The 26,006-nt window shown below is 70.2% G+C and carries 24 protein-coding genes, 1 tRNA gene and 1 pseudogene; 13 read left to right on the top strand and 13 right to left on the bottom strand.

Features of this window, described 5'->3' with window-relative positions:
• Positions 1-65: 65 nt before the first annotated feature.
• Positions 66-4,007, top strand: coding sequence for a DUF4011 domain-containing protein (locus DPQ65_RS10580; protein ID WP_114907296.1), 3,942 nt, complete (start codon positions 66-68; stop codon positions 4,005-4,007).
• Positions 4,004-4,204 (top strand): hypothetical protein, encoded by a 201-nt coding sequence (locus tag DPQ65_RS10575; RefSeq protein ID WP_114907295.1) that lies wholly within the window; start codon positions 4,004-4,006, stop codon positions 4,202-4,204. The genes DPQ65_RS10580 and DPQ65_RS10575 overlap by 4 nt, the downstream gene beginning before the upstream one ends.
• A gap of 142 nt (positions 4,205-4,346) precedes the next feature.
• On the opposite strand, the gene mscL is transcribed toward DPQ65_RS10575, so the two are convergent.
• The 3 genes from mscL to DPQ65_RS10560 all read right to left on the bottom strand — a co-directional run bounded on the left by mscL (position 4,347) and on the right by DPQ65_RS10560 (position 5,912).
• Entirely contained in the window at positions 4,347-4,739 is a 393-nt protein-coding gene (gene mscL / locus DPQ65_RS10570) for a large conductance mechanosensitive channel protein MscL (protein ID WP_114907294.1), read from the bottom strand.
• A gap of 189 nt (positions 4,740-4,928) precedes the next feature.
• Positions 4,929-5,561, bottom strand: coding sequence for an SAF domain-containing protein (locus DPQ65_RS10565; protein ID WP_162802161.1), 633 nt, complete (start codon positions 5,559-5,561; stop codon positions 4,929-4,931).
• 21 nt (positions 5,562-5,582) lie between these two features.
• The gene (locus DPQ65_RS10560) at positions 5,583-5,912 is read right to left on the bottom strand and encodes an FmdB family zinc ribbon protein (protein ID WP_114907292.1); all 330 of its coding nucleotides are present in this window, start codon (positions 5,910-5,912) and stop codon (positions 5,583-5,585) included.
• Between the two features lie 58 nt (positions 5,913-5,970).
• Between DPQ65_RS10560 and DPQ65_RS10555 the strand changes: the two genes are divergently transcribed.
• A complete protein-coding gene (locus DPQ65_RS10555) occupies positions 5,971-8,598 on the top strand; it encodes a penicillin acylase family protein (RefSeq protein ID WP_114907498.1) in 2,628 nt (875 codons plus the stop codon).
• Here DPQ65_RS10555 and DPQ65_RS10550 read toward each other — a convergent pair.
• Entirely contained in the window at positions 8,595-9,203 is a 609-nt protein-coding gene (locus tag DPQ65_RS10550; protein ID WP_114907291.1) for a 5-formyltetrahydrofolate cyclo-ligase, read from the bottom strand. The genes DPQ65_RS10555 and DPQ65_RS10550 overlap by 4 nt on opposite strands.
• A gap of 54 nt (positions 9,204-9,257) precedes the next feature.
• Between DPQ65_RS10550 and DPQ65_RS10545 the strand changes: the two genes are divergently transcribed.
• The 6 genes from DPQ65_RS10545 (at position 9,258) to DPQ65_RS10520 (ending at position 13,956) form a co-directional block, all read left to right on the top strand.
• Positions 9,258-10,163, top strand: a complete 906-nt coding sequence (locus tag DPQ65_RS10545; RefSeq protein WP_114907290.1) for a UTP--glucose-1-phosphate uridylyltransferase — start codon at positions 9,258-9,260, stop codon at positions 10,161-10,163.
• Positions 10,160-11,446: a molybdopterin molybdotransferase MoeA gene (locus DPQ65_RS16340; RefSeq protein ID WP_114907289.1), complete on the top strand. Its 1,287-nt coding sequence runs from the start codon at positions 10,160-10,162 to the stop codon at positions 11,444-11,446. Before DPQ65_RS10545 ends, DPQ65_RS16340 begins: the two co-directional genes overlap by 4 nt.
• Positions 11,443-11,916 (top strand): cyclic pyranopterin monophosphate synthase MoaC, encoded by a 474-nt coding sequence (gene moaC, locus DPQ65_RS10535; RefSeq protein ID WP_114907288.1) that lies wholly within the window; start codon positions 11,443-11,445, stop codon positions 11,914-11,916. Before DPQ65_RS16340 ends, moaC begins: the two co-directional genes overlap by 4 nt.
• On the top strand, positions 11,913-12,518 hold the full coding sequence (locus DPQ65_RS10530; RefSeq protein ID WP_202863083.1) for a GNAT family N-acetyltransferase: 606 nt from the start codon (positions 11,913-11,915) through the stop codon (positions 12,516-12,518). The genes moaC and DPQ65_RS10530 overlap by 4 nt, the downstream gene beginning before the upstream one ends.
• 88 nt (positions 12,519-12,606) lie before the next feature.
• On the top strand, positions 12,607-13,623 hold the full coding sequence (locus DPQ65_RS10525; protein ID WP_114907287.1) for a hypothetical protein: 1,017 nt from the start codon (positions 12,607-12,609) through the stop codon (positions 13,621-13,623).
• A gap of 138 nt (positions 13,624-13,761) precedes the next feature.
• A complete protein-coding gene (locus tag DPQ65_RS10520; protein WP_114907286.1) occupies positions 13,762-13,956 on the top strand; it encodes a hypothetical protein in 195 nt (64 codons plus the stop codon).
• A gap of 394 nt (positions 13,957-14,350) precedes the next feature.
• On the opposite strand, the gene DPQ65_RS16395 is transcribed toward DPQ65_RS10520, so the two are convergent.
• Positions 14,351-14,734, bottom strand: a complete 384-nt coding sequence (locus DPQ65_RS16395) for a LuxR C-terminal-related transcriptional regulator (RefSeq protein WP_337589685.1) — start codon at positions 14,732-14,734, stop codon at positions 14,351-14,353.
• 89 nt (positions 14,735-14,823) lie between these two features.
• Complete coding sequence (locus DPQ65_RS10510) at positions 14,824-16,551, bottom strand: bifunctional 3'-5' exonuclease/DNA polymerase (protein WP_272947646.1); 1,728 nt, start codon at positions 16,549-16,551, stop codon at positions 14,824-14,826.
• Between the two features lie 108 nt (positions 16,552-16,659).
• Between DPQ65_RS10510 and DPQ65_RS10505 the strand changes: the two genes are divergently transcribed.
• The 4 genes from DPQ65_RS10505 to DPQ65_RS10490 all read left to right on the top strand — a co-directional run bounded on the left by DPQ65_RS10505 (position 16,660) and on the right by DPQ65_RS10490 (position 18,714).
• The gene (locus tag DPQ65_RS10505; RefSeq protein ID WP_162802160.1) at positions 16,660-17,118 is read left to right on the top strand and encodes a hypothetical protein; all 459 of its coding nucleotides are present in this window, start codon (positions 16,660-16,662) and stop codon (positions 17,116-17,118) included.
• Positions 17,119-17,174: 56 nt separating this feature from the next.
• Entirely contained in the window at positions 17,175-18,107 is a 933-nt protein-coding gene (locus DPQ65_RS10500; RefSeq protein WP_114907283.1) for an aldo/keto reductase, read from the top strand.
• 68 nt (positions 18,108-18,175) lie between these two features.
• Positions 18,176-18,248 (top strand) — tRNA-Ala (locus DPQ65_RS10495).
• Positions 18,249-18,282: 34 nt separating this feature from the next.
• Positions 18,283-18,714 carry a hypothetical protein gene (locus tag DPQ65_RS10490; protein WP_114907282.1) on the top strand — a complete coding sequence of 144 codons (432 nt, stop codon included), beginning with the start codon at positions 18,283-18,285 and terminating at the stop codon, positions 18,712-18,714.
• A gap of 17 nt (positions 18,715-18,731) precedes the next feature.
• On the opposite strand, the gene DPQ65_RS10485 is transcribed toward DPQ65_RS10490, so the two are convergent.
• From DPQ65_RS10485 to DPQ65_RS10455, 7 genes and pseudogenes are all read right to left on the bottom strand, one after another.
• Positions 18,732-19,988: an IS256 family transposase gene (locus DPQ65_RS10485; RefSeq protein WP_114907281.1), complete on the bottom strand. Its 1,257-nt coding sequence runs from the start codon at positions 19,986-19,988 to the stop codon at positions 18,732-18,734.
• Positions 19,989-20,105: 117 nt separating this feature from the next.
• A pseudogene (locus DPQ65_RS10480) lies at positions 20,106-20,456 on the bottom strand (AraC family transcriptional regulator); the annotation flags it as partial.
• 264 nt (positions 20,457-20,720) lie between these two features.
• Positions 20,721-21,632 carry an NADP-dependent oxidoreductase gene (locus tag DPQ65_RS10475; RefSeq protein WP_114907280.1) on the bottom strand — a complete coding sequence of 304 codons (912 nt, stop codon included), beginning with the start codon at positions 21,630-21,632 and terminating at the stop codon, positions 20,721-20,723.
• A 69-nt stretch (positions 21,633-21,701) separates the two neighbouring features.
• The gene (locus DPQ65_RS10470) at positions 21,702-22,127 is read right to left on the bottom strand and encodes a cupin domain-containing protein (RefSeq protein ID WP_114907279.1); all 426 of its coding nucleotides are present in this window, start codon (positions 22,125-22,127) and stop codon (positions 21,702-21,704) included.
• A gap of 119 nt (positions 22,128-22,246) precedes the next feature.
• Complete coding sequence (locus DPQ65_RS10465; protein ID WP_114907278.1) at positions 22,247-24,247, bottom strand: heavy metal translocating P-type ATPase; 2,001 nt, start codon at positions 24,245-24,247, stop codon at positions 22,247-22,249.
• 96 nt (positions 24,248-24,343) lie between these two features.
• A complete protein-coding gene (locus tag DPQ65_RS10460; protein WP_114907277.1) occupies positions 24,344-24,577 on the bottom strand; it encodes a heavy-metal-associated domain-containing protein in 234 nt (77 codons plus the stop codon).
• A gap of 134 nt (positions 24,578-24,711) precedes the next feature.
• Entirely contained in the window at positions 24,712-25,779 is a 1,068-nt protein-coding gene (locus tag DPQ65_RS10455; RefSeq protein WP_272947645.1) for an ISAs1 family transposase, read from the bottom strand.
• Between the last annotated feature and the right edge of the window lie 227 nt (positions 25,780-26,006).

Here is a 26,006-nt window from a genome sequence, read left to right as displayed (position 1 = left end):
GCGTCTGGGATCGTGCGCGCCCGTGTCTGTCCGGATCGCCCCAGGAACCTGGTTAACCTGGCATCGTGAACCAACCTGTCGACGCCCACGGACCACGCGTCGACGCGACCCCTGATGAGGTGCGCCGCACGGTGCTCGAAGCTGCTCAGGCGACGTGGCGTTCCGAGCTCGCGGATCTGGGCGGCCGCAACACCCTCATGTGGCACCGCGACCTGCCCACCGGCACCATCGATCTGACCGTGGCGCACCCCGGTGGTGTCGCCAAGCTTCTGGCGGGGCACAACACGCTGCTGTCCGAGCTCGTGCGGGAGTCGGTGGCGCTCGCCGAGGCGCGCCGGCGGGTCGGCGCGATCCGGGCCAAGGGCGTGGAGCTGCACCGTGAATATGGTCTGAGTACGTTGTTCCTGGCGGTGGGCATGGCCTCGTGGCAGCTCCCGCGCGCACCGATCCCACCCCGCGCCCCCGTGCTCCTGCGGGGTGCCCGGATCCGCCCGACCGATGCCTCACGTCGTGACTTCGTGCTGCGCCTGGACTCGGACGTCATCTTCAATCCCGCCCTGGAGCACTATCTGCGCGGTGAGCGCGGCGTCGAACTGGATGGACACGACCTGGCACGGGCCAGCAGCGGTCGGCACGGGTTCGATCCACGTCCGACCTATGACCAGCTCGAGGCACTCTGCACCGGCATCGCAGAGTTCGGCATCGGGCCCCAGCTGGTCCTCAGCACCTATCCGCTGGCCAAGCTGCCGCTGGTCGCAGAGTTGGCCGGCCCGGTGGAGCCGCTGGCACGTCGACCGCTCTTGGTGTCCCTGGCCGAACAACTCGAGCGTGGCGAGCAGGCCACGAACGACGATGAGGCCAGCAACGACGGGACGAGCGACCATCAGGCCAGCGTCGGCGGCGTGCCTCACGAGTTGGCGGGCGAAACTGCTGATGGCGTGCGTGAGGAGTTGGCGGGCGAGCCTGCTGATGGCGTGCGTGAGGAGTTGGCGGGCGAGCCTGCTGATGGCGTGCGTGAGGAGTTGGCGGGCGAGTCTGCTGATGGCGTGAGTGAGGAGTTGGCGGGCGAGTCTGCTGATGGCGTGAGTGAGGAGTTGGCGGGCGGGCCTGCTGATGGCGTGCGTGACGATGCTTCTCGTGCTCGCGGGGCTCGGGTCCCGACGGTGCTTGAGGCCGATGGCGCACAGCGAGCAGTTCTGGGCCTGCTCGCCGACGGTCAGTCCGTTGTGCTCGACGCCGAGCCGGGAACGGGCCGGACGCAGACCATCGTGAATGCCGTCGCCAGCACCATCGGCGAGGGTGGCTCTGCGCTGGTTGTGGCTGAGCAGCGGCGTGGACTTGAGGATGTCCAGGAGCGGCTGCGCAGCATCGGCCTGGGCGAGCTGGTGCTCGATCTGCGGGAGACCGCTGCCGGTGCCCGGCGTGCGGGGGCGGGTCTGGTTGATGCGCTGGACCGTCATCAGGCAGACCAACTGGACGGGGTGGCATCCCACGCCGCGGGCGCACCGCCTGCTGAGTCCACGGAGGGCCGGCCGGTGCCGGAGACTCCGGGCACCGAGGACCCGCTGGCCGTGCTCGCCGAGCACGAGGAGCAGCTGCACGGGCGACGGGAGCCGTGGGGTGTGACGCTCGCCGAGACCCAGGACGTGCTGACCCGCCTCGCCGCCCTGGACCACCCTCCGACCTCACATGTGCGACTGGCACCTGAGGTGCTCGCCGACCTCACCCCTGACGCGGTCACGGAGATCCGCGACGCCCTGACCCGTGCCGTGCGGGCCGGAGCCTGGAAGCGGCGCGCGGAAGACCCGTGGTTCGGCGCCCAGATCACGACGGAGCAGGAGGCCGTGCGGGCGGCCGGGATCGTCACCGACCTAGTCGCTGGCCGCTTCTCGCAGGCCCGCGAGGACATCAACTCCCTCAGCCGGAGCGCCGGACTGCCCGTGCCGGTGAACCTGCAACAGTGGAACCGGACGTTTCAGTTGCTCCGCCAGGTGCGCGACACCCTCGACGTCTTCACCCCAGAGGTCTATGAGGCACCCCTTGAGGACCTCGTGCGGGCCACCACGAAGCAACCCAGGGACACTCCGGACAAGCTCTCGGCCGTGGCCCGTGGCCGGCTGAAGCGCCAGGCTCGGGGGCTGTTGCGCCCGGGCACACCGCCGCCGGACGTCGGTGACCGACTGGCTCACGCGCTGTCGGAGCGCTCGGAGTGGGAGTCCTTGGCAGGGCGTGCTGCCCGTCCGAAGGCTCCGCGAGGCTGGGAGGAGGCCGCGGCCGAATTCGACGGCATCCACCGTGACCTGACCTGGCTCGCCGAGGTGCTCGCGAGCACCCGGCACGGACGTGAGCTGGAGACGGCGCACCTCGATCTCCTCCTCGAGCGACTGGTCCGCCTGGACGCCCAGGCGGACCGGCTCCCCGTCGTGGCAGCCGTCCACGCCGACCTCCAGCCTCTGCGGGACCAGGGGCTCGGCAGGCTGGTGGACGACCTGGCCCAGCGCGCCGTGGCGGCCGAGCACGTCGAGGCTGAGGCGGACCTTGTGTTCTGGGCCTCGGTGCACGACCAGATGACCCGGCAGACGCCGCAGGCCACGGGCTCCGAGCTGCACGACGCCATGGCGGCGCTCGAGCAGCAACTTGAGGCACAGGCCGAGAGTGCCCGCGAGGCCGTGCGCCGCGCCGCGCGGGACCGGACCAGCGCCGTGCTGGCCCAGCACCCCGAGCAGGGGGAGGCACTCCGGTCCGTGGTTGAGGCCGGTCCTCCGCTGCGCACCATCGACCTGATCCGGGCAGCACCCGACCTGGTGCGGGCGCTGCGGCCGTGCTGGCTGACCAGCCCGCTCACGGTGCCCGCCACTATTCCACTGGAGGCCCAGCTGGACCTCGTCGTGTTTGACGAGGCCCAGCAGCTCCCGCTCGCGCACGCCGTGCCGACGTTGACCCGGGGGGAGCGGGTCCTGATCGTCGGCGACGCGGGGGGCCTGCCCGGACTGCCGATGGCTGGAGTGGTGGACGCCAGACAGGACCCCGCCGTGCCAGGAACCCTCTCCCTCGTGACGGCCGCGATGCAGGCCCTGCCGGTGCGTCGTCTGGACACGCACTATCGCTCGCTGGATGACCGCATGCTGCCCCGTCGCCCCGGCTCAGCGGTGCAGGGCTTCCCGGGGGTCCTGCGCCAGTCGCGGATCGCGGTCGTGGAGGCTGACGGACGGGCCGAGGCCATCACCCGCGTGGTCGACCTCGTGCTTGACCATGCACGCCGCAGCCCGCGTCACTCGCTGGGAGTGCTGGCCGACGACCTCTCGGTCGTCGCAGAGGTCGAGGCCCTGCTCTGGGACCGGGTCGCCAGTGAGGCCGACCTGGTCGGGTCGTTCCGGGAGGATGTCGCCGAGCCGTTCCTGCTCACCACGGTCGAGCGCGCGGCCGGTGACGTGCGCGACCGTCTGGTGCTTGTGCTCACCGGCCGCGACGACCTCTCAGAGGCCTGGGGGGCGGCCGCGCTCAACGTCGCCAGGCGCTCGGTCGTGCTCGTCGCAGACGGTCCGGTGGCTGACCTGCCGCCGTCACCGGGAGCGGACCTGGTCCGGGAGACGGCGGCGCGCGCTGCGCTCGACCCCGACAGCGGCCCCAGCCGGCCCTCGACTGGCCCCGAGGATGCAGCCGAACGGGCCCAGCACGTGCCCGCGCTCGTGGCAGATCTCGCCCAGCGGCTCCGGGCCGAGCACCTCACCGTGCGGCACGGGTTCGGCACCGGCCCGCACCGCATCGAGCTCGTGGTCGATGACCCCGATGACCGGAACCGCCCGCTGCTGGCCATCGACACCGACGCCCACCCGGGCTCGGACGGACCGGACGCCGACCGGCTCCACAACCGGCAGGCGCACCTGCGTCAGCTCGGGTGGACTCCCGTCCAGGTCTGGACCACCGATGTCTTCCGCGACCCGGCACGAGAGGTGGCCCGGATCGTCGAGGTGGCCCGGCGGGCCTCGGCGAACCGGCAGCGGTGAGTGAGGACGAGGCCCCGCGCCGGCGTCGGCACCGCCGGGTCGTGGCCCCTGCCACCAACGCGCAGCCGGAGGATGCCCCCGATTTCAGCGAGCCGCACGGCGAGCTCGAGGCGATGACCCCCACCGCGGAGGGGACGGCTCAGGAGGTGGGCCTCGACCAGTGGTGGCGAGACCAGCGCCCGCCTCACTGGGAATGACAGACGGACACGGCCGGGGCCCGGCCCCCGAGGGGGGGACCGGGCCCTGGCGCGTAGGTGCTGGCCTCACTGCCTGCTGCCGTCACAGCCGGCGTCAGGCGGCGGACAATGGGAGCCGGTGCAGCGAGCGAGGGCACCTGCCTCAGATGGTGCGGCGGGCGAGCAGGTCGCGGATCTCGGTGAGCAGGGCGACGTCCTCGGCCGGGGCCTCCTCCTCTTCGGCGCCATAGCCCATCCGCTCGTTAACCTTGTTCATCGGGACCACGATGACGAAGTAGACGACGGCAGCGGTCAGCAGGAACACGATCAGCGCGTTGATGATCGCCGCGAAGTCCATGTAGGTGGCCGCGTTGCCGCTGATGATCTCGAAGCCCAGGCCGCTGGCCTCGGCTCCGCCCATGGCGTTGAGCAGCGGGGTGATGAGGCTGCTGACGACGACATCGACGACGGCTGCGAACGCCGTGCCGATGACGACCGCGACCGCAAGGTCGACGATGTTGCCCCGCATGATGAAATCTTTGAATCCCTGGATCATAATTCCTCCGAGTTCACGCCCCTCGGGGCGCTCGTCAAACAATGAACCTGAGCCGACGCTGGCGCAGGGCGAGGCAGACAATAGCGCAGCGCGACAGGTAATCTCACCATTCGGGCGACGTTGAGACGCATTCTTGCCGATGGTGCGCACCCTTCAATGCGCAAGATTCACCGATGGCATACCTGTTGTTTAACGACGCAGGACAACGGTGAGGCCCGCCCCGGGCGCCTCGCTGCTCCCGGCGACGGCGAGCCGGCTCGCCTCCTCAGGTGTCACCGCGACGAGGAAACTGACGGTGTCGTTGCCCGACTCCGGGCCCCGCACCTGCTGGACCAGGAGCACCTCCTTCGCCAGGACCGTGCCGTCCACGGTGGTGAGGACATCGACCCGCAGCCCGGGGTGCAGGCTGCCGGCCAGGTCAGGGACGGTCAGCGGCAGGTGTGCGAGCACGAGGCCGGGATCCAGCCCCTCCAGCGGGCCGTCGGGTGCGATGCGCAGGTCGGTCAGGATCTCGCCCGCTCGCAGGGGCGCCGTCGTGAGGGCACCCTGGGCCACCTCGGTGAGGGCACCATCGGGCACCAGATGGTCCGGCACCCGGACCGACCGCACGCTCCCGGGGTCTAGGGCCGCCCCCACGGCAACGTCCGAGCTGGCCACCAGGACGGGTGACCCGGGATCAGGTGCTGGTGGAGCCAGAACGGTTGTCCCGGCATACACCCCTGCACCGAGGAGCAGTGCCGCGAGTGTCTTGCGCGCGAGGCCACGACGCCACACCGAGCGGCGGTCGCGCCCGCGCAGGGGCAGTCGTGGGGGCCTGGTCACCCCTGGAGGTTAGGGAACCTCTCAGGCAGTCGCGGCCTTCGCGGCCGAGCCTGTGGACGAGGCGTCACTCGAGCTGCTGGCTGTGGACGAGGAGCCACTGCTGGAGGAGCTCGAGGTGTCGGCAGAGCCGCCCGAGGAGGTGTCGCTGGTCGAGGACGAGGCGGCGACCGAACCCTTGCGGGAGTCGGTGCGATAGAACCCCGAGCCCTTGAAGACGACACCGACCGAGCCGTAGCGCTTGCGCAGCGTTCCACCGCACTGGGGGCACACGGTCAGGGCGTCGTCGCTGAAGGCCTGCTGGATGTCGAAAGCGTTGTCGCAGTCCTTGCAGGCATAGGAGTAGGTCGGCACGGAGCCGATTGTACGTCGGATGCACGCCGGGACCGATTCGGTGGCATACGCTCGGAGCGTGCCCCGAAGTCTCCTGCGTCGTGTCGTCGTCCCCCTGGCTGCGACCCTGGTGCTGGTGATCGTCGCTGCCTTCGTCCTGGGCGTCGGCCTGGTGCGCCGCTCGTTCCCACAGGCCGACGGGGAGCTGACCGTCGCGGGGCTGACCTCCGAGGTGGAGGTCCTGCGGGACGACCGCGGAGTCACCCACATCTACGCCGACACGTCCGAGGACCTGTTCATGGCTCAGGGGTTCACCGCGGCCCAGGACCGGTTCTTCCAGATGGACCTGCGCCGGCACGTGACCGCGGGACGGCTCGCCGAGCTGGTGGGCGAGCCGGGCGTGGAGACCGACCGGGTGATCCGGACCATGGGCTGGCGGCGGGTCGCCGAGCAGGAACTGCCCAAGCTGGGTGCGGACACCCGCCGCTATCTGTCGGCCTACACGGCCGGGGTCAACGCCTACCTGACGGACAAGGGGTCGCCCTCGCAGGTGGCGCTGGAGTATGTCGTGCTGGGACAGAGCGTCCCGGACTACCGGATTCGTCCCTGGGACGACGTGGACTCCCTGGCCTGGCTCAAGGCGATGGCCTGGGACCTGCGGGGCAACTACACCGACGAGCTCGCCCGTGCCCGCCTGGTCGGGCAGCTGTCCCGCGGCCAGCTGGCCTCGCTCTACCCGGACTACCCCCACGAGACCAACGCCCCGATCCTCTCCGAGGACGAGTGGAAGCCCGAGCCGCTGCCAGCGCCCTCGGATGAAGGCACCCGCGGTGCGGCCCCCAGCCCGACGGCTCCCGGCGCCGACGGCGAACCCGACGCACCCGGTGGGGGCCCGGTCCCGGCCGAGGTGGCCGCGGCCTACGACAGCACGCTCGGTGCGCTGGACGCGGTGCCCAACCTGCTCGGCGAGGGAGCGGGGATCGGCTCCAACGCCTGGGTGGTCTCCGGCGAGCACACCGAGTCCGGCATGCCGTTGCTGGCCAACGACCCGCACCTGGGCATCACCCAGCCGGGCATCTGGATGCAGACCGGGCTGCACTGCCGCGAGGTCAGCGCCGCCTGCCCGTTCGACGTCACCGGCTTCACCTTCGCCGGGTTCCCGGGTGTGATCATCGGCCACAACAACGACATCGCGTGGGGCCTGACCAACCTGGACCCGGACGTGACCGACTTCTACCTCGAGGAGACCAACGAGGACGGTCAGGTCCGCCGGGGGAACGCCTGGGAGCCGATCGAGCAGCGCACCGAGGTGCTCAAGGTGGCCGGTGGCGAGGACGTCTCGCTCACCGTGCGGGAGACCCGCCACGGCCCGATCCTCTCCGACGTGATCGACTCGGTCCGTGCGGCCGGCCAGACCGCGCCGATCAATGGGGTGGAGTCACTCACCTCCTACGACGTGTCGATGGCGTGGACGGGCCTGGAGGTCACCCGCACCGCCGACGCCGTGTTCCAGCTCAACACCGCCACCGACTGGGACTCCTTCCGCGACGCCGCCCGCAAGTTCGCGGTGCCCAGCCAGAACCTCATCTATGCCGACACGCAGGGCAACATCGGCTACCAGGCGCCGGGCCTGGTCCCGATCCGGGAGACCAGCACCAACGGCGCACCGCCCGGCTTCTACCCCGCCCAGGGCTGGCTGCCGGCCTACGACTGGAAGGGCTGGGTGCCGTTCAGCCAGATGCCGCACGCGTTCAACCCCGCCGACGGGGTCATCGTCACAGCCAACCAGGCAGTGACCGAGGGCAGTCGCCCCTTCCTGACCACCGAGTCCGACAAGGGCTACCGGGCCCAACGGATCGCCGACGTGCTGGCGGAGAAACTGGCCGAGGGCCCGCTGACCACCGACGACATGCGCGAGATCCAGGGCGACACCCGCAACGCCTTCGCCGACGAGCTCGTGCCTGCCCTGCTGGAGGTGGAGGTCCCCAACTCCGACTTCTATCGCGAGCCGCAGCAGATGCTGGCCGACTGGGACCGCACCGCACCGGTCGACGGGGAGCAGTCGGCGGCCGCGATGTACTACTACGCGGTCTGGGCCAACATCCTCGACCTCACCTTCGACGACGAGCTGCCCGCCGACCTGGCCGCGGACGGCAACTCCCGGTGGATGCTGGTCATCACCAACCTGCTGGACCGTCCCGAGGACGACTGGTGGGACGACCAGCGCACCGCCGGCGTGGTCGAGACCCGCGACGAGATCCTGCGCCAGGCCATGATCAACGCGCGCCTCGACCTGACCAAGCGCAGCGGCAAGGACCCCGACTCCTGGGTGTGGGGTGAGCTGCACAACGTCCCGATGCGCCACGAGGTGCTCGGTGGGGATGACATCCCCGGCATCGTGCGGTGGGCCTTCAACGAGGGACCGTTCCCGGCGCCGGGCGGGTCCTCCCTGGTCAATGCCTTCAACTGGGAGGCGGGCTCCAACAGCTTCCGCGTGACCTCCGGCCCCTCGATGCGCATGGTGGTCGACCTGGCCGACCTGGACGCCTCGACCTGGGTCAACCTGGGCGGCAACTCCGGCCACCCGTTCCACCCCAACTACAACGACCAGACCTCCGCCTGGCTGGCCAACGAGACCTTCCCCTGGGTGCACAGCCGCGCGGCGGTCGAGAAGGACGCGGCCCACACGCTGTTCCTGCGGCCCTAGCCCACCGGCAGCCGCGTCACTCCCGCGGTGGTCAGCACCCCATCGACCGGTATGTCGTGGGGCGCGTGCGGCACGGCCAGCTCCGGGGCGGCGTGGGTCGGGAACTCGTGGTCGTGCAGGGCGACGACGACCGGCACCCCCGGCCGCACCAGCGGCAGGGCCCGGTCGTAGTAGCCGCCGCCCTGGCCCAGGCGGTGCCCGGAGAGGTCCACGGCCAGCCCCGGGATCAGGGCGATATCCACCCCGAGCAGCGCCTCGGGGCCCTGCACCTCACTCGTCGGGTCGCCGGCCGTCACCCAGTCCAACCGGGTGTCCTCGCGGACGGTCACCGGCAGCAGCACCCGCATCCCGGCCTCCCGTGCCGCGGCCACCAGCGCGTGGACGGGCGGCTCGGTCGGCATCGGGTCGAAGGCCGTGACGACCAGGCCGGAGAGGTCCCCTCGACCCAGCCCCTCGGCATACCCCCGGGCCCAGGTGAGGAACGCGTTCGCGAGCGCGCTCGCCTGCTCCGCCCGCTCCGCCACACCCTGTCGCTCGACCAGGTCCCGGCGGCGGGCTCGCACGCGGGACCGAGCCTGCTTCTTGGCGGCACGCACATCGTCCATCCGGCCATTCTCCCCGACCTGACCCGCTGCGCCCCGACCACTAGGGTGTGGGCCATGAGCGAGCCCACCCCGCGCCCGCGCAAGGCAGTCATCCCGGTGGCCGGCCTCGGCACCCGGTTCCTGCCAGCGACCAAGGCCGTGCCCAAGGAACTGCTGCCCGTCGTCGACCGGCCTGCCATCGAGTACATCGTGCAGGAGGCGGTCCGCGCCGGACTCTCCGACGTGCTGATGGTCACCGGTCGCGGCAAGGGCGCGATCGAGGACCACTTCGACGGTCACCCCGAGGTGGAGCGCGCGCTGGAGGCCAAGGGCGACCAGGAACGGCTCGACCGGGTGAACGCCAGCACCGACATCGAGGTGCACTTCGTGCGCCAGGGCGTGCCCAAGGGGCTGGGGCACGCGGTGCTCTGCGGGCGCTCGCACGTCGGGGACGAGCCCTTCGCGGTGCTCCTGGGCGATGACATGATCGACGAGCGCGACCACCTGCTGGAGCAGATGATCGAGGTCCAGGCCGAGCGGGGCGGGTCGGTCGTGGCGCTGATGGAGGTGCCACCCGACCAGGTCAGTCTCTACGGCTGCGCAGCGATCGAGCCCGACGACGAGGGGCAGGACGTGGTGCGCATCACCGGCCTGGTGGAGAAGCCCCCCGTGGAGGAGGCGCCCTCCAACCTGGCGGTCATCGGCCGCTATGTGCTGCACCCGCGCGTCTTCGACGTGCTGGAGCACACCGAGCCGGGACGGGGCGGAGAGATCCAGCTGACCGACGCCCTGCTCGAGCTCGCGGGCGCAGAGGGTGAGGGCGCGGGGATGACCGGCGTCGTCTTCCGTGGACGGCGGTATGACACCGGTGACCGCCTCGACTACCTCAAGGCGGTGGTGCGGCTGGGGCGGGAGCACCCGGAGCTGGGCGCGGACTTCACCTCCTGGCTGGATGACTTCGTGCGGGGCGATGCGAGGTGACCTCCGTCGCTGAGCACCTGGAGGCGGTGCTCGCCCAGATCAGTCCGGTCCCGGCGCGGACCGTGCCGTTGAGCCGGGCCCACGGCCTGGTGCTGGCCGAGGACGTGACCAGCCCCGTCGACCTGCCGCGCTTCGCCAACTCGGCGATGGACGGGTATGCCGTCCGCGCCCGTGAGATCGCCGGTGTCACCCCCGAGGAGCCACGGGTGCTGCCGGTGCTGGGCGACATCCCCGCCGGTGACGGTCGGGCGCTCACCCACCGCGACTTCCATGCCTGGCGGATCCTGACCGGCGCCCCGGTGCCGGACGGCGCCGACGCGGTGGTGCGTGTCGAGGACACCGACGGGCACCCGCGCGAGGTGATGATCACCCGAGCCGTCGAGGTGGGCGCGAACGTCCGGGCCGCGGGGGAGGACGTGCGGGCGGGATCGGTGATCCTGTCGGCCGGGACCCGGATCGGCCCGGCCCAGGTGGCGGTGCTCGCCTCCGCCGGGGTGGCCGAGGTCCGGGCCACCGGTCAGCTCAGCGTCGTGGTCCTCTCCACCGGGGACGAGCTCGTGCCGGTGGGGGAGCCGGTCGGCCCGGGGCAGATCCACGACTCCAACGGGCCGATGCTCATCGCGCTGGCCCGGGCTGCCGGCCACTTCGCGGTGCACGGCGGCCACCTGCCGGACGACGAGAAGGCCATCAAGGCGGAGATCGAGCACCACCTGGGGCACGCGGACCTGGTGATCACCAGCGGCGGCGTGAGCAAGGGCGGGTCCTACGACGCGGTGAAGTCGGTCCTGACCGGCGCCGGCTCGATGGAGTTCACCGAGGTGGACATGCAGCCCGGCAAGCCCCAGGGGTTCGGCCTGCTGGGGCGGCGCAAGGTGCCTGTCTTCACCCTGCCGGGCAACCCGGTGAGTGTGCTGGTCAGTTTCGAGGTCTTCGTCCGGCCGGCCCTCGCGGCCCTGGCCGGGCAGCGCTACGAGGCGGTCACCCTGCCGGCGGTGGTCCTGGAGGGGTGGTCCTCACCGGAGGGGCGCCAGCAATATCACCGGGTCCGGTTGAGTCGGGACACCAGCGGGGCGTATGCCGTGGCGCCCGTTGGTGGGCCGGGCTCCCACCTGGTCGGTGGGCTGGCGCTCGCCGACGGCCTGGCCGTCGTCCCGGCCGAGGTCACCGACGTGGCGACCGGCTCGCGGGTGTCCGTCCTGCCGCTGCGCCCGCTGGGGGAGATCGAGGCCGACCTGGCGCAGGAGCAGGACCGGACGGGCTCCGGCCAGCAGGAGCGCGGGTGAACGAGCGCCTGCGACACCTGCGCGCGGACGGCACCGCGCACATGGTGGACGTCAGCGGCAAGCAGGTCACGGCCCGCGAGGCGAGCGCCACCGGCCGGGTCCTGTTGTCGGCGGAGGCTGTGCGCGCCCTGCGGGAGGGGACCGCCCCCAAGGGTGACGCGCTCGGCGTCGCCCGGCTGGCCGGCATCCAGGCCGCCAAGAAGACCCCCGACCTCGTCCCGCTGGCTCACCCGGTCGCCGTGCACGCCGTCGAGGTGGATCTGAGCGTCGTCGACACCGGCGTGGAGATCCGGGCCACGGTGCGCACGGCCGACCGCACCGGCATCGAGATGGAGGCCCTCACCTGTGTCAGCGTCGCCGCGCTGGCCATGGTCGACATGATCAAGGCGGTCGACCGGCAGGCGGTGATCACCGACGTGATGGTCGTGGCCAAGTCCGGCGGACGTTCTGGGGACTGGACGCGGTCGTGATCCGTTGGCCGGTCCGGTTGCAGGAGGTGCGTGCCGACGGGGTCGAGATCGTGCTGCGGGCCCTGACCCGCCACGACCGGGCCCGCTGGCTGGAACTGCGTGAGGAGAACCTCGACTGGCTGCGGCCGTGGGAGGCCACCGTGCCGAGCGGACCGGAGCCGCCGATCGGCTTCACCCGGCTCCGGCGGGTGCTGGACCGCGGCGCACGGGAGGGCCGGGTGCTGCCCTTCGTGATCGAGGCCGACGGTCTCCTGGTGGGGCAGATGCAGCTCTTCGACATCGTGTGGGGATCCCGATGGACTGCCTCGGCGGGCTACTGGTTGGACCACCGCGCGACCGGTCGCGGGCTCGCGGCGTGGTCCTTGGCGATGCTGATCGATCACGCCCTGCACGACGTCGGGCTGCACCGCATCGAGGTCGCGATCCGACCGGAGAACACCGCGAGCCTGGCCGTGGCACGGCGCCTCGGCCTGCCGGACGAGGGCTTCCGGGCGGGGCTCGTGCACGTCGACGGTGCCTGGCGCGACCACGTGGAGTTCGCGATCACCGACCAGCAACTGGGCCGGGACCGGTTGGTGGAGCGGCTGCGCCGGGCCGGGTGAGAGCTTTCTCCCCCAGTCACACCAGTCACTTCCGCGACACGCAAGAGACCTCCCGGGTAAGCCTCACCAGGCTCCTTAGAGTTCAGGTGTGCCCAACAGTCTGATCTTCGTGGTGATCCTCGCCGTGTGGGCTGCCTATCTCATCCAGCACTGGATCCGCCGCCGGGACCACGTCGCCACGGCCCGGTCCGTTGACCGGTTCTCCGAGGCGATGCGCGTGCTCGAGCGCCGGCAGAGCATGCCGCGCGCGGACATCTCCACCCCGAAGCAGCGTTCCTACTCGGTGTCGCTGACCCGACCGGCACACCCCGATGTGGTCGTCAAGCGCGCCCGGCACGGCGCCGCCAGCGCCCAGCGGCACGGCGCGGCAGGACGCCTTCGGACACGACCCTCTGCCACCACGGTGCGGGCCGCAGCTCTGATCGCGGGGGTGGTCGCCCTCGTGGTGGGCTTGACCCTGTCGGTCACGGGCACGTCCTGGTGGGCTGCTCTGGCCGGTGTCGCCGCACTGTTGCTCGCCGTCACCTTCGTGCGCTTCTCCGTCGAAGCGACCCGTCGCCAGGAGGGTTCTCCCGTCCGCTCGGGCGCCCGCCGTCCCCCAGCCACAGCCACCCGCCCGACCGTCCGACGCCGCCCCGCGGCCACGCGGCCCGTGGCAGAGCGTGCGGACCGCCCCACAGAGCGACGGCCGGCACCGCGTCGCCGGACCGTGGCCAGCGCGACTCCGGCACCGCGCACCCTCACCTCCGCCGCATCCACACCGGCCGCCGGTGCCCCCTCCACGGTCGAGCAGGAGCTGACGTCTGCGGCCCCGGCCCGCGCGACCGCGCTCTATGACATCGAGGCCTTCGAGCCGGCTCCGGCGCCGCCCGCGGAGCCGGTTGCCGCCGAGCACCCCGCCGCGGTGGCCGAGCCCGAGCCGGGCACCTGGGCGCCGGTCCCGGTGCCCCCACCGACCTACACCCTGAAGGCCCGCGCGCCCCGCCGCGAGGAGCCCCGCACCACGCGGAGCCAGCGTCCGCTCGAGGACCTGCCCTTCGACGGGCACGCGCTTGCCCTCGACGAGGAGTTCGAGGACCTGCCGCCTGTGCACTCAGCCGGCTGACCGAGGCGGCCGCGGCGTCGTCCACGGAGGGGGCCGTCAGGGGCGTCGAAGGTCCTGGTGGTCCAGATGGTCTGCCGAGCCGGTGTGGTTGCCTGGGGTCGGCTAGGATTAGGCAACCACCGCGGCAGGGAGGTCGACATGATCCGCACGTTGACGAGGCTGGCCCGAGTGGTGGTGCGCGCGCTCACTGGCCGTCGCAGGGGTGAGGCCGTGACACTCTCTGATGTCGATGAGCGCCAGGTGCAGGGGGACAACGCGCGCGATGTGCGCGCCAAGCGCGAGTCGCAGATGCGGGAGAGCACCCACCAGCCCGAGCAGATCCGCTACTGGTAGTCCCGAGCAGATCCCCTACTGGTCGTCACGTGCCGCGAGCCCGGGGCACCGGCCCACAGTGGCAGAGCGCTTCCCCGACCCAGCACCGCCACCCTGCTGGTGCGCAGGGTGGCGGTGCGGTGGGGATCCCGCGAGACGCTCGGGGTTCCCGTCTCGCGGAAGGACTACTCCTGGGGCCTCACGCGATCGAGGACCTCAGGAGCCAGGGTCGGCGGATCTGCCGATGGGCGCAGATCCTGCCCGGGCCGGGTCGTTCGGACTCGGCTCGAGTGGCCAACCTGGACTGCTCGCCGCCGCGCCGGGGTCAGCCCCCACTGACGGCGCACGGCCTCAACCCTAGGTGGCACGCAGTGTGCTCGGCATCCGTGGAACCACGGGGTCCGGACCCACCATCTCAGGCTCGGGCAAAGCGGGCGGCAACCCCGGTGCGGCTGCGGACGTTGAGCTTGGTCAGAATCGCGCTCACGTGGGTCTCGACGGTCCGCTCGGACAGATAGAGCCGAGCGGCGATCTGCCGGTTGCTGAGCCCCTGCGAGACCAGCATCGCCACCGTCCGCTCCCGAGCAGTCAGTGTGTCTCTATGCTGGTCAACGGTGGTATGCCGGGTGGTCGGCCAAGTGGTCTGCGCCTCACTGCGTGCCGGGTGCTCTGGGAGCGTCACGGCCTGGGTGAGGATGTCCCGTATCTCTGCCTCCATGGACCGGTTGTTCGTGGCGGCCCGGATCCGAAGAAGCCTGCGGACGTCGTCATCCAGTCTGCGAACCGTCACCGTGGCCATGCCACGTGATGCTAGCGGTGCTAGCACCCTGCGCGCCAGCATGGGACCTCTGTGGCTGGTGGGGTTTCTGGGAACAGGCTGGATGAAACCTAGTGATCGGCTAGGTCATAGCTGGGCACGCTCGCCAGGTGCAGGGGGAAGCTGATCGGGAAGTCACCGAAGAGCAACTGGCCTGCGGTGCGCGCAGCGTCCCGGAGAATCTCCTCGACGCGTGGCGCGAGGTGCGCCGGCGTGTGCACGACGACCTCGTCGTGCAGGAAGAAGACCAGGTGCGGCACGCCCTGCCCGGGCGTGGGTGCCAACTCCATGAGTGAGTCGGTGGCCGACGGGCTGCCGTCCATGGCGACGTCAGGTCGAGCGCCCGCGTCCACCTCGCGCAGCCGCCGGCGCGTCTCGGCCATCCAGCACAGGGCCCACTCGGCGGCGGTGCCCTGCACGACGAAGTTGCGGGTGAACCGCCCCCGGTCGCGAGCCTGACTGCGGGCCCGGCGCTCGTCGGTGTCGACCGCGTCGACCTCACCGGCCCGTCCCTGCACGGTCTGCCACGCGTCGCCCGGCGGGGGGCTGGTCCGGCCCAGCCAGGTGCGGACCGTGCCGCCGCGCTCACCGACCGCCGCGGCACGGTCGACCAGTCCTGTCGCGCGGGGGTAGGCCCGGCGCAGCCTGGGCAGGATGGCTCCCGCCTCGCCCGCCGTGCCGCCGTAGAGGGCGGAGAGCATGCCCACCTTGGCCCGCTCGCGGGTGTCGACGACGCCCGAGGCGACCAGTCCGGCATACAGGTCACCGTCCCGGCCCGCGGCCGCGAGTGCCTGGTCGCCGGCCATCCCCGCGAGAGCCCGGGGCTCGACCTGCGCGGCGTCGGCCACGACCAGCATCCACCCGGGGTCCGCGACAACGGCTGCCCGGACCGCCTTGGGGATCTGCAGGGCACCGCCGCCACTGGTGGCCCACCGTCCGGTGACCACCCCGCCCGGGACATAGTCGGTGCGGAACCGCCCGGCCCGCCCACCGACACCCGGTGTCACCCAGGTGTCCAGCCATCCCCATCCGTTGGCGGACAGCAGTCGCGCGAGCCGCTTGTACTCCAGCAGCGGGGTGATCACCGGGTGCGCGAGTCCGCCCAGCTCCCACTTGGCCGTGGACGTCACCTCCAGCCCGGCGTTGCGCAGCGCCTTCAGGAGTGTCGCCTGGGAGTCAGGGTTGAGCCCCGGAGCGTGCAGCAGCTCGCGGATCTGCGCGGCCAGCTCCTCGAGCCGCGCCGGCCGCATCCCCGAGCTGGGGCGCGGTCCGAGCGCGGCCCTCAGGATCTCCTCATGCCGGGTGCGGTCCCACGGAAGGCCATCGGCGTGCATCTCGGCAGCGATGAGTGCACCGGCGGACTCGGCAGCCAGCAGCAGGCGAAGGCGCCCGGGGTCGGGCGCGGCACCGAGGGAGGCCAGCTGGCGCTGGTGCTCGGTCGCCACGTCCTCCAGGGACGGTGAGCTGTCGGGGGTGAGGTCGTCGAGCAGGCTCGGGGTGCTGGGCTCGGGCGGCGCGGTCGCCAACCAGCTGGGCGCGGGCCACGGCTCCGCTGCGGCCAGACGCAGGATGGCGTGGCTCAGCCGCAGATCGTGACAGCGCGCCACGCGCACCCCGGCGGAGAGCAGGCGCGGGTAGATGGTTGCGGTGTCCGGCCACACCCAGCGTGCGGTGCCCGTGGCCTCCTGCCTCTGGACCCAGGAGGGCAGCTCTTCCCAGTCGACCAGGCGTCCCGTGGTGCCGGCGGACGGGTCGGTGACGAGCGCCCCCACCCGGGTCGGCGCCACCACGAGATCCACGATGGGTGAGCGTATGCCGTGGGGCTGACAGCGGCGTGCGAGGACACCGTGGACCGTGGCCGGTTCGGTGGCCGGCCAGCGGCCGGCGCCTTCACTAGACTGCCGGCCATGTTGGAGTGGGGACACAAGAGCGGTGGCGTCGCGCCGATCCTGCTGGACGGGGAGCCGGTGGCATCGGTCGATCCGGAGTTCTGGCGGGAGGGGGCCGAGCTGGTCATCGGCGACCAGACGAGGGAGTTCACCCGGGACGGGAGCGAGCGGGTGGCCCGGCTGGCAGGTGCCGGCCAACCGCTGCTGAGAGCCCGACGCAAGGGCTTCTTCAGCTCGGCCTGGCTGGTCGAGGGCGACGGGGTGAGCTACGAGATCGGCCCGCAGTTCCTGGCCTCGGCCCACCAGGTGCGGCGGGATGGTGAGCTGATCGGCGAGGCGCCCAAGGCTGGCTTCCTGAGCTCGCGGGCCTGCCTGGACGTCGACCCGTCGGTCCCGCCGATCCACCAGCTCTTTCTGCTGTGGCTGTCGCACATCATCCGCAGGCGGGCCGCGTCGGCCGCGGCGGCGTCCAGCTGACCGGGCACCAGGCACCTGCCGTCCCGGTGCGCAGGCGGCGCCGTTACGTTGGGGCCATGACTGAGATGACCTATCGCCCGCTGGGCGACTCCGGCCTGCGAGTGAGCACCGTCGGCATCGGCTGCAACGCGTTCGGCACCCGGATCGACGGCGACCGGGTCCAGGAGGTCGTCGACGCGGCGATCGAGGCGGGCATCACCCTGTTCGACACGGCCGACGCCTACGGCCGCGGCGAGTCCGAGACGCTGCTCGGGGAGGCGCTCAACAACCGACGCGACGACGTCGTGGTCGCCACCAAGTTCGGGATGGACATGCGCGGCGCCAACGGCCCCGACTGGGGAGCGCGTGGCTCCCGCCGCTACATCCGCAAGGCGGTCGAGGCCAGCCTGCGCCGCCTCGGCACGGACTGGATCGACCTGTACCAGCTGCATACCCCCGACCCGGCCACTCCCATGGAGGAGACCCTCGCCGCCCTGACCGAGCTGGTCACCGAGGGCAAGGTGCGCTACATCGGGTCCTCCAACCTCGCCGGGTGGCAGGTCGTCGACGCCGACTGGACGGCCCGGACCAGCGGCTACGCACCGTTCGTCTCGGCCCAGAACAAGTACTCCCTGCTCGACCGCGAGGCGGAGGAGGAGCTGGTGCCGGCCTGCGAGACGGTGGGCGTCGGCATACTTCCCTTCTTCCCGCTGGAGTATGGCCTGCTCACCGGCAAGTACCGTCGCGACCAGGCCCCGCCGGAGGGATCACGCCTGGCCCTGGACAGCCAGGCCCAGCGACTGGCCGGCGCGGACTGGGACGAGATCGAGCGGCTCGAGGCGTATGCGGGGCGGCGCGGCCTCACCATGCTGCAGGTCGCGATCGGTGGCTTGGCCGCCCAGCCAGCCGTCGCTTCCGTGATCGCCGGGGTGACCAGCGCCGACCAGGTCCGCAGCAACGCGGCAGCCGGGCTCTGGGAGCCGACAGCCGAGGACCTGGCCGAGCTCTGAGCGCGCGGCCCCCAGAATCGGAGATCGGGGTATGCCGGTGCTACAGTACGTAGCCGCCGGTACACCTTGGGGCTGTGGCGCAGTTGGTAGCGCGTCTCGTTCGCAATGAGAAGGTCAGGGGTTCGATTCCCCTCAGCTCCACGTAAGTTGAGAAAATCGAAACCTGCCCCGCCTGATGGCGGGGCAGTTTCGTGTCTGGGCCAGGATCGTCTGCGGTGCTACTGCTGCCGGACGCGAGGACGCTGGCGGCAGGCTCTGCCGGGACAAACGTGGTGTTCTCGTCCTCGTCCACAACAATCCGCTTGAACAGGGCGCGGTTCAGGATGCGGCGTTCAGAAGGTTCGCACTTGCTGTAGAGGTCGCCGAGATCGGTGAGGATGCCGATGATCTGGTCGAGGCCTCCACGGGCGCTGGTGTAGGTGGTCGCGAGGCTGTCGAGCCGGTTCGTGATCGCGTCGAGGCTCGTGCGGATGCGATCTTGTTCGCTCTTGAGCAGGTCCAGCGGGATCGCGTCGGCATAGTGGGCTTGGACGAGCTTGAGCCGTTCAGCTTCGAGCTTGTCGCGCTGGTTGGTGGTCAAGTCCAGTGGGGTGGTGTACGACGGTGATCCCTGGTTGGGGTTGATCAGGTCGTCAGTTCGGGGACTGTAGCGGTGATGGCCTCCTGGTCGGTGGCGTTGGGGGTGAGGGCTTGTCGGCAGCGGGTGAGGACCTCGAGGCCGATGTAGCGGCGTTGCTCGGCCCAGGCGTCGTGTTGTTCGGCGAGGACGGCGCCGACGAGGCGGATGATGGACTCGCGGTTGGGGAAGATGCCCACGACGTCGGTACGCCGCCGGATCTCGCGGTTGAGGCGCTCTTGGGGGTTATTGGACCAGGTCTGGCGCCACACGTCTCGGGGGAAGGCGGTGAAGGCCAGGATGTCGGCCCGAGCGTCCTGCAGGTGGGCCGCGACGGCGGGGAGCTTCTCATCCAGCGCCTCGACGATCCGCTCGAACTGGGCGTGTACGGACTGCGCGTCGGGCTGGTCGTAGATGGAGTGCAGCAGCGCCTTGACCCACGGCCAGGAGGCCTTCGGGGTCGCTGACATGAGGTTCGCCGCGTAGTGCGTTCGGCACCGTTGCCAGGACGTGCCAGGCAGCGTCGCCCCGATGGCTTCCACGAGCCCGGCGTGGGCGTCGGAGGTGACCATCGCGACCGGCCCAGCTGCGGTGAGGCCACGGGCCACCAGGTCCCGGAAGAAGACCAGCCAGGAGGCCGTCGTTTCACCGGTGGCGACCTGGACGCCCAGGATCTCCCGGTACCCCTCGGTGTTGACACCGGTCGCGACCAGCGCGGAGACCTTGACGACCCGGCCGCCTTCGCGGACTTTCAGGACCAGGGCATCGACGGCCACGAAGGTGTACGGGCCGGCGTCTAGGGGCCGGGTGCGGAATGACTCCACGTGCTCGTCCAGCTCGGTCGCCATCACCGAGACCTGGGACTTGGACAGCCCGGTGATACCCAGGGCGGTGACGAGCTTGTCCATCCGCCTCGTGGAGACCCCGAGCAGGTAGCACGTCGCGACCACGGTGGTGAGTGCGGCCTCGGCGCGCTTTCGCCGCTCCAGGAGCCAGTCGGGGAAGAAGGTGCCTTCGCGCAGCTTAGGGACCGCGACGTCCAGCGTGCCGACGCGGGTGTCCAGGTCGCGGTGCCGGTAGCCGTTTCGGCGGTTGACCCTCTCGGCGGTGCGGGTGCCGTACTCGGCGCCGCACACACTGTCAGCCTGCGCCGAGAGCAAGCTGTTGATGAAGGTGCCCAGGAGTTCGCGCATCAGGTCAGGGCTGGCCTGGGCGAGCTGTTCGTGCAGGAAGACCTCGGGGTCGATACTGGGTTGAGCGGTCATCGGTGGTGCTCCTCTTCGAGAGTGCTTTGGAAGGTTCACTCGAAGGATCACACCGGTGGCCGCCCCTACTTCAGCAGGACACACTCACCGGGGATCGTCGTACACCAACTCTATGGACTCCACTCTCAGCGCCACGAGTTCATCCAACCAGGGCATCAGCATCCCGGTCCGGTCCTCACCCAATCGCAGCGCCTGAGCCGGCTCGGTGTAGATCGTCTCCACCAGTCCCTGGGCATCGAGTCGGTCCTGGAGCAGCCCGGCGTGCTGCCAGAACACCTGATCTACCAAGTAGTCGGTATCCAGATAGACCGTCGTGACGGTGATATGGCCCTCCGGTTCGCTGCCACACAAGACATTCGCGCTCAGGACCACCACATCACCCGCGCCGACTGGTTTCTGCCCGAACTCACTGAACAGTATCGCCGAACCTGACCGGACCACGATCACCTTCACGCAGTCATAGGCCACCGGACCCACCGGGGAATGCACTGTCCTGGTTCGAGCAAGGATCGGAGAAAACCGGCGACGACTGGCACCCGCAGGGGGTGCTGGGCTGCTCCCGGCCGCGGGCGATCCCATCAGTCGTTTTCGCTATCAGCGCGGCCGACATCATCACGTGCCGGGGACGAAGTTCGCGCCCTCGTCAGCGACGACGCAGATCGGGCCATGATGGACGCGTTGCGTAAGGGCATCCGCCGTACACAACTCGCCCCCACGCCCGGCATCGGCTGATCAGCCTTCGGGAACCACGACGACCTTGCCGGCGGCGTGCCCGGTCTCCACGGCCGCGATCGCCTGACCTGCATCATTGAGGTCGTACTGGGTGTCGGCATGGGGGTCGACCAGCCCGTACTGGATCACCTCGGTGATCTTCCCCATGGCCTCACTTGTACGTGCCAAGGTCCGGCCGCCCAGCTCGACTGCGGCGTCCGGATCGGCCGCGGAGATAATCCGGGCCGGATCGGCCACCAGGTCGGCGACGGAACGCAGGACGTCACCGCCGACGAGGTCGACGATCAGGTCGACTCCTTTAGGGGCGACTTCTCGCACGCGATCGGCGACGCCCGAACCGGATTCGATGAAGACGGCACCGGTAGATTCGACCAGTCCCCGCTTGGCTGCGCCGGCCACGCCGAGGACCGTGAACTCGTGTACCCGGCCGATCTGCGCGGCCATCAGCCCCACCCCGCCGCCGGCGCCCAACAGGAGCAGGGTCTGGCCTGGTTCGAGTTCGATCTGGTGGGTGGCGTCATAGGCGGTGGCTGCCGCCACCGGAATGGTGGCGGCGTCGATAAAGGAGATCTCCTCGGGCTTGGCCACAGCGGTGGAGGCACTCAAGAGCGTGTGCTCGGCCAGTCCGCCCTGCCCGGGCGCCACCAGGCCGAGCACCTCATCGCCCACGGCGAAGCCTTCAATCCCGTCGCCCACGGCGATGACCACGCCGGCGGCCTCACGGCCCATCGGCGCCGGCAACGACCACTCGCGTCCCAGTCGGCCCTCGCGCATCTTCCAGTCGACCGGATTCACACCGGCGGCCCGGACCTCGATGGCCAGTTCCTCGTGTCCGGGCTCGGGAACAGGTCGGTCGATCAGCTGCTGGGTTCCGGGTCCGCCGTAATCGGTAAAGACGTAGACCTTGGACATGAATGCGATCTCCTTCTGATCTGAGGCTGAGTAGTGGGTCTTGGTGCGTAGATAGCGTGACGATGAGGGTCAGTGCCGAGGGGGCTCGTCCTCACCGGCGGCTTCGGCGGCGTCGGCTTCCTCCCGGGTCGCGAAGGCGGCGCCGGCAGCATGCTCCGGAGGGCTGTAGATGGTGTAGAGCACCAACGGCTCGTCCCCAGTGTTGCGGAAGTTGTGCCGGGCTCCGGCCGGTACCGCGCACTGGTCACCGGCATCGATGGGATGGGTATGGCCGCTGAGATCGGCTTCGCCGGTGCCGGAGACAAACGTCAGGATCTGGTCGGTGTGCTCGTGCACCTCGTCTCCAATCTGGCCGCCGGGCGGGATGGTCATCACCACGATCTGGGCGTGTTCACCGGTCCACAGCACCTTCCGGAAGTCGGGGTTGGCCCGGGCCACGTCAGCGATGGTGAAATGCTCGACGTTGTCTGCCAGGGTGAAGTTCTTTCCGTTCATGATTGCTCTCCTCCAGTTGCGTTTCTCGGTTTCGGTGTTCGGGTGGTTGTTGTGAATTTGTCGGTGTGCCCCGCGTCGGAGATCGGTAGCGGTTCGTTGCCGCCCCCGCGGGTTCGATGTCAGGCGTTGACCTGCTGCGCTGCTGTTCCGCTGGTCCTCTCGCTCTTCGGCATCGCGGTGGAGCCCCGGCTGTTGCGCAGCAGCCGCATCGCGTTGGCGATGACCACCAGTACGGAGGCTTCGTGAACGAGCATGCCGATCGACATGGTCACCCCGCCGGCAAAGACGCCAGCCAGCAGCAGCAGCACGGTGATCAGGGCGATCGCGATGTTCTGCCGCATCACGGACACGGTCCGCTTCGCCAAGCCGATAGCTTCCGGCAGCTTCAGCAGGTTGTCGCCCATCAGGGCGATGTCCGCGGTCTCCACGGCCACAGCCGAGCCGGCCGCGCCCATCGCCACGCCGATGTTCGCGGTGGCCAGGGCCGGGGCGTCATTGACGCCGTCGCCGACCATGGCGATAGTGTGGCCCTCTTGCTGCAGCTGCGCGACCACGTCCAGCTTGTCCTCGGGAAGCAGGGAGGCATGGATCTCGTCGATCCCGGTGGCCTTCCCGATGGCCTCAGCCACCAGCCGGGTGTCACCGGTGAGCATGACCACCTTCTGCACGCCGGCCCGGTGCAAGCGGGCGATCATCTCGGGCGCATCCTGTCGAATCTGATCGGCCACGGCGACGACACCGATCACCTTGTCATCGACGGCCACGATCATCGGCGTCTTGCCCTCAGCGGCCAGCGATTCCGCGGCCTGGGCGGCGCTGCCGTCATCGACAACGCCGTACTGGAGCAGCAGCGGCGGGTTACCGATCAGCACCCGACGACCGTCGACGTCAGAGACGATGCCCTTGCCGGGGACCGGCGTGACACTGCCGGGGATGCTGTGCGGGCCTACTCCCTCGGCCTGGGCGGTGTCCAGGATGGGACGGGCCAGCGGGTGTTCGGAGCCGGCCTCCGCGGCGGCAGCCCAGCGCAGCACTTCGCTGCGCTCCAGTGCGGAATCCAGGATGACAACATCGGTCAGCTGAGGGCGTCCCTCGGTCAGGGTGCCGGTCTTGTCCACGGCGACCGCGGAGATCTTCGCCGAGGTCTCCAGGAATTCGCCGCCCTTGATCAGGATGCCGTTGCGGGCGGCGCGGCCGATGCCGGCCACGATCGCGACCGGGATGGAGATCACCAGGGCGCCGGGGCAGCCGATGACCAGCAGGGTCAGAGCCAGCACTACGTCGCCGGAGATCAGACCGGCCGCCAGAGCCAGCACCATCACCGCAGGGGTGTACCAACCGGAGAAGCGGTCGATGAACGCCTGGGTCTTCGCCTTGGCGTCCTGGGCCTCCTCGACCCGGTGAATGATCCGGGCCAGGGTGGTATCGGCACCGATGCCCGTGGCCAGCACCTGCAGAAAACCGCCGCGGGAGACGGTGCCGGCGAAGACCTGTCCGCCCTTGGATTTCTCCACCGGTATGGATTCCCCGGTGATCGAGGCCTCATCGATGGCGCCGGTACCCGAGACGACCTGGCCGTCGACGGGGACCTTCGCGCCGTTCTTGACCAGCACGATCTCGCCCATTCTCACCTGGGCGGCAGGCACCTCCTGTTGCTGACCGTCGCGCACGACGGTCGCGGAATCCGGGGCGACAGCGACCAGTTCGGCCAGTGCCGAGCGCGTCTTGTTCAAGGTGGCTGCTTCCAGGGCGTGGCCGATGGCGAACAGGAACGTCACCGCCGCGGCCTCCCAGAAGTTGCCGATGATCACAGCGCCGATGGCCGCGACCGACACCAGCAGGTCGATGCCGATGACCTTGGCGATCAGCGCGCGAACCGCCTTGACTACGATTCCGTAGCCGGCGACCACGGCCGCGGCGATCATGAAGACATCCCCGAGGGTGAAGACCCCGCTGGCATGCGTGGCGTGGGTGCCGGCGTCCAGCCACCACTGCGGGCTGACGGTGAGGTTGGCGACACCCCCGCCGAGCCACTGGATGGCGAACGAGATGATGATGAGCACGCCGGACACGACGGGAACGGACCAGTTCCCATAGACCCATTTCTGGAGCCTGTTCACTTTCGGGTACGACCTTTCTGCGTTTTGAGCCGGCGGACCGGCAAAATGAAGGGGAAAATGTGTGCAGGCCCCGTGGGGCCCGCTGGCCCACTGACGTTAGAAGGCCGCGGGCGTGGCCTTGTAGCCGGCCTTCGCGACGGCGGCGACTAGGTCATCCACCGACACGCGCTCGGCGTCGTGGTCGATCTCGATGCGGGCGGAGGCGAAGTGGACCTTCACGTTCTCGACACCCTTGAGACGGCCGACCTGCTTCTCGATCTTGGCCACGCAGGAGGGGCAGGAAAAACCTTCCGCGCGGAGGATGGTGTGGGTTGTGGTCGCGGTGGTCATTGTGGAATCCTTCCGTCGTGGTGTTTCTTACTGACACCTTCACCGTAGGTTGGCCGTGCCGCGAACTCCTTGACATAGATCAAGTTCGCGAGGCTCAGAGCGCCGCTGGCCCAGGGCTCCGGCAAAGTCGCTGGTCATGCGGTGAGTACGAGGTTGGCGGCGGGTTGATCGTGTCGGGCGTGGTGGCGTAGGCCTGCTGCGATGTTCGTCCATCCGGCCAGTCGTAGCAGGCCGATCACCAGGCTTCGCAGGGTGGCCATGACTCGCGGGGCCACGCCGGCGCGGATGCGGGAGGCGTCCTCGCCGAAGGTCACGTCCCGTACCCAGTGCAAGCGGTTCTCGATGTGCCAGTGCGACTGCACCCAGGCCGCGAGGACCTGAGGTGGCGCGGCGCGGACGTCGGCGCTGGTGACGAGGTAGGCGACCTCGACCGTCTTCTTGCCGCCTCGGGTGACGATGCGGCGCAGCTGGGCGACCTGCGCGGCACCGGTGAACTCGATCCAGTCCGGGACCTGGACGACCTTGATGGTGCGCGTGACCCTACGCCCGCGCGTGCGCTCCGAACGTGTGCTGGCGTGCACGTCCTTCCACGGCAGCCGCTTCAACCGTCCGAACAGCGTGGGCTGGTTGCCCTTGACGGTCAGGACGTAGTCGGCCCCGGCCGCCACGAGCCGGGCAGCGGTGGCGTGCTGGGCGTGCAACGCGTCCATCGTGACGACCGCACCGGCGAGCCCGGCGCTGCAGTCAAGGACGTCTAGCAGGTCCCGTGCGGCGATGATCTCCCCGCCCTTGTCGGGCGTGGCGACCTGGCCGAGCACGAGGCCGCTACCGTGCGCCAGCGCGGCGACCAGGTGCGGTGCCGTGCGCGCCCGGGTGCGGGCACCGCGGACCGTCTTGCCGTCGATCGCGATCACCCGGCGCCCCTCGACCGTCCCAGCGCGGGTAGCGGCCCACACACCCAACAAGCGGTCCAGCAGATCCGCGTCCAGGGCGGCGAACAACCGGCGGAACGTCGACTCATCAGCACGACCCGCGAGCCCGAGACCGGCCAGGACGTCCGGATCCACGGCCGCGACCCACTGCCCGATCGCGGTGAACCCCCGCATGCCCGCACTCATCGCGGCGACCGCTACCGCGACGAGCCCGGCTGCACGGTGGCGAACCCCGGGCCGCGAACGTGGATCCACAAGACGTCCCAACACGTCAAGAAGATGCACATGACGCGGCGTGGCCGTCGTCCTCGCGGACGACACCTGGGAAGATGAGAACAAGCGGGCGTGCTCCAGCCTGACAGACGGATTGGTGTGAGAACCTCCATCCTCCCAGGTCAGAGCACGCCCGCGCTGCTACCCGAGACCAGCATCCTTGCCCGTCACACCCTGCTCAACCGACTTTGCCGGGGCCCTGGCCGCTGGCCCGTCCGTTACGG

This window comes from Ornithinimicrobium murale (assembly GCF_003352835.1).
Classification (GTDB): domain Bacteria; phylum Actinomycetota; class Actinomycetes; order Actinomycetales; family Dermatophilaceae; genus Ornithinicoccus; species Ornithinicoccus muralis.
This window is presented reverse-complemented; position numbering and strand designations above follow the sequence as displayed.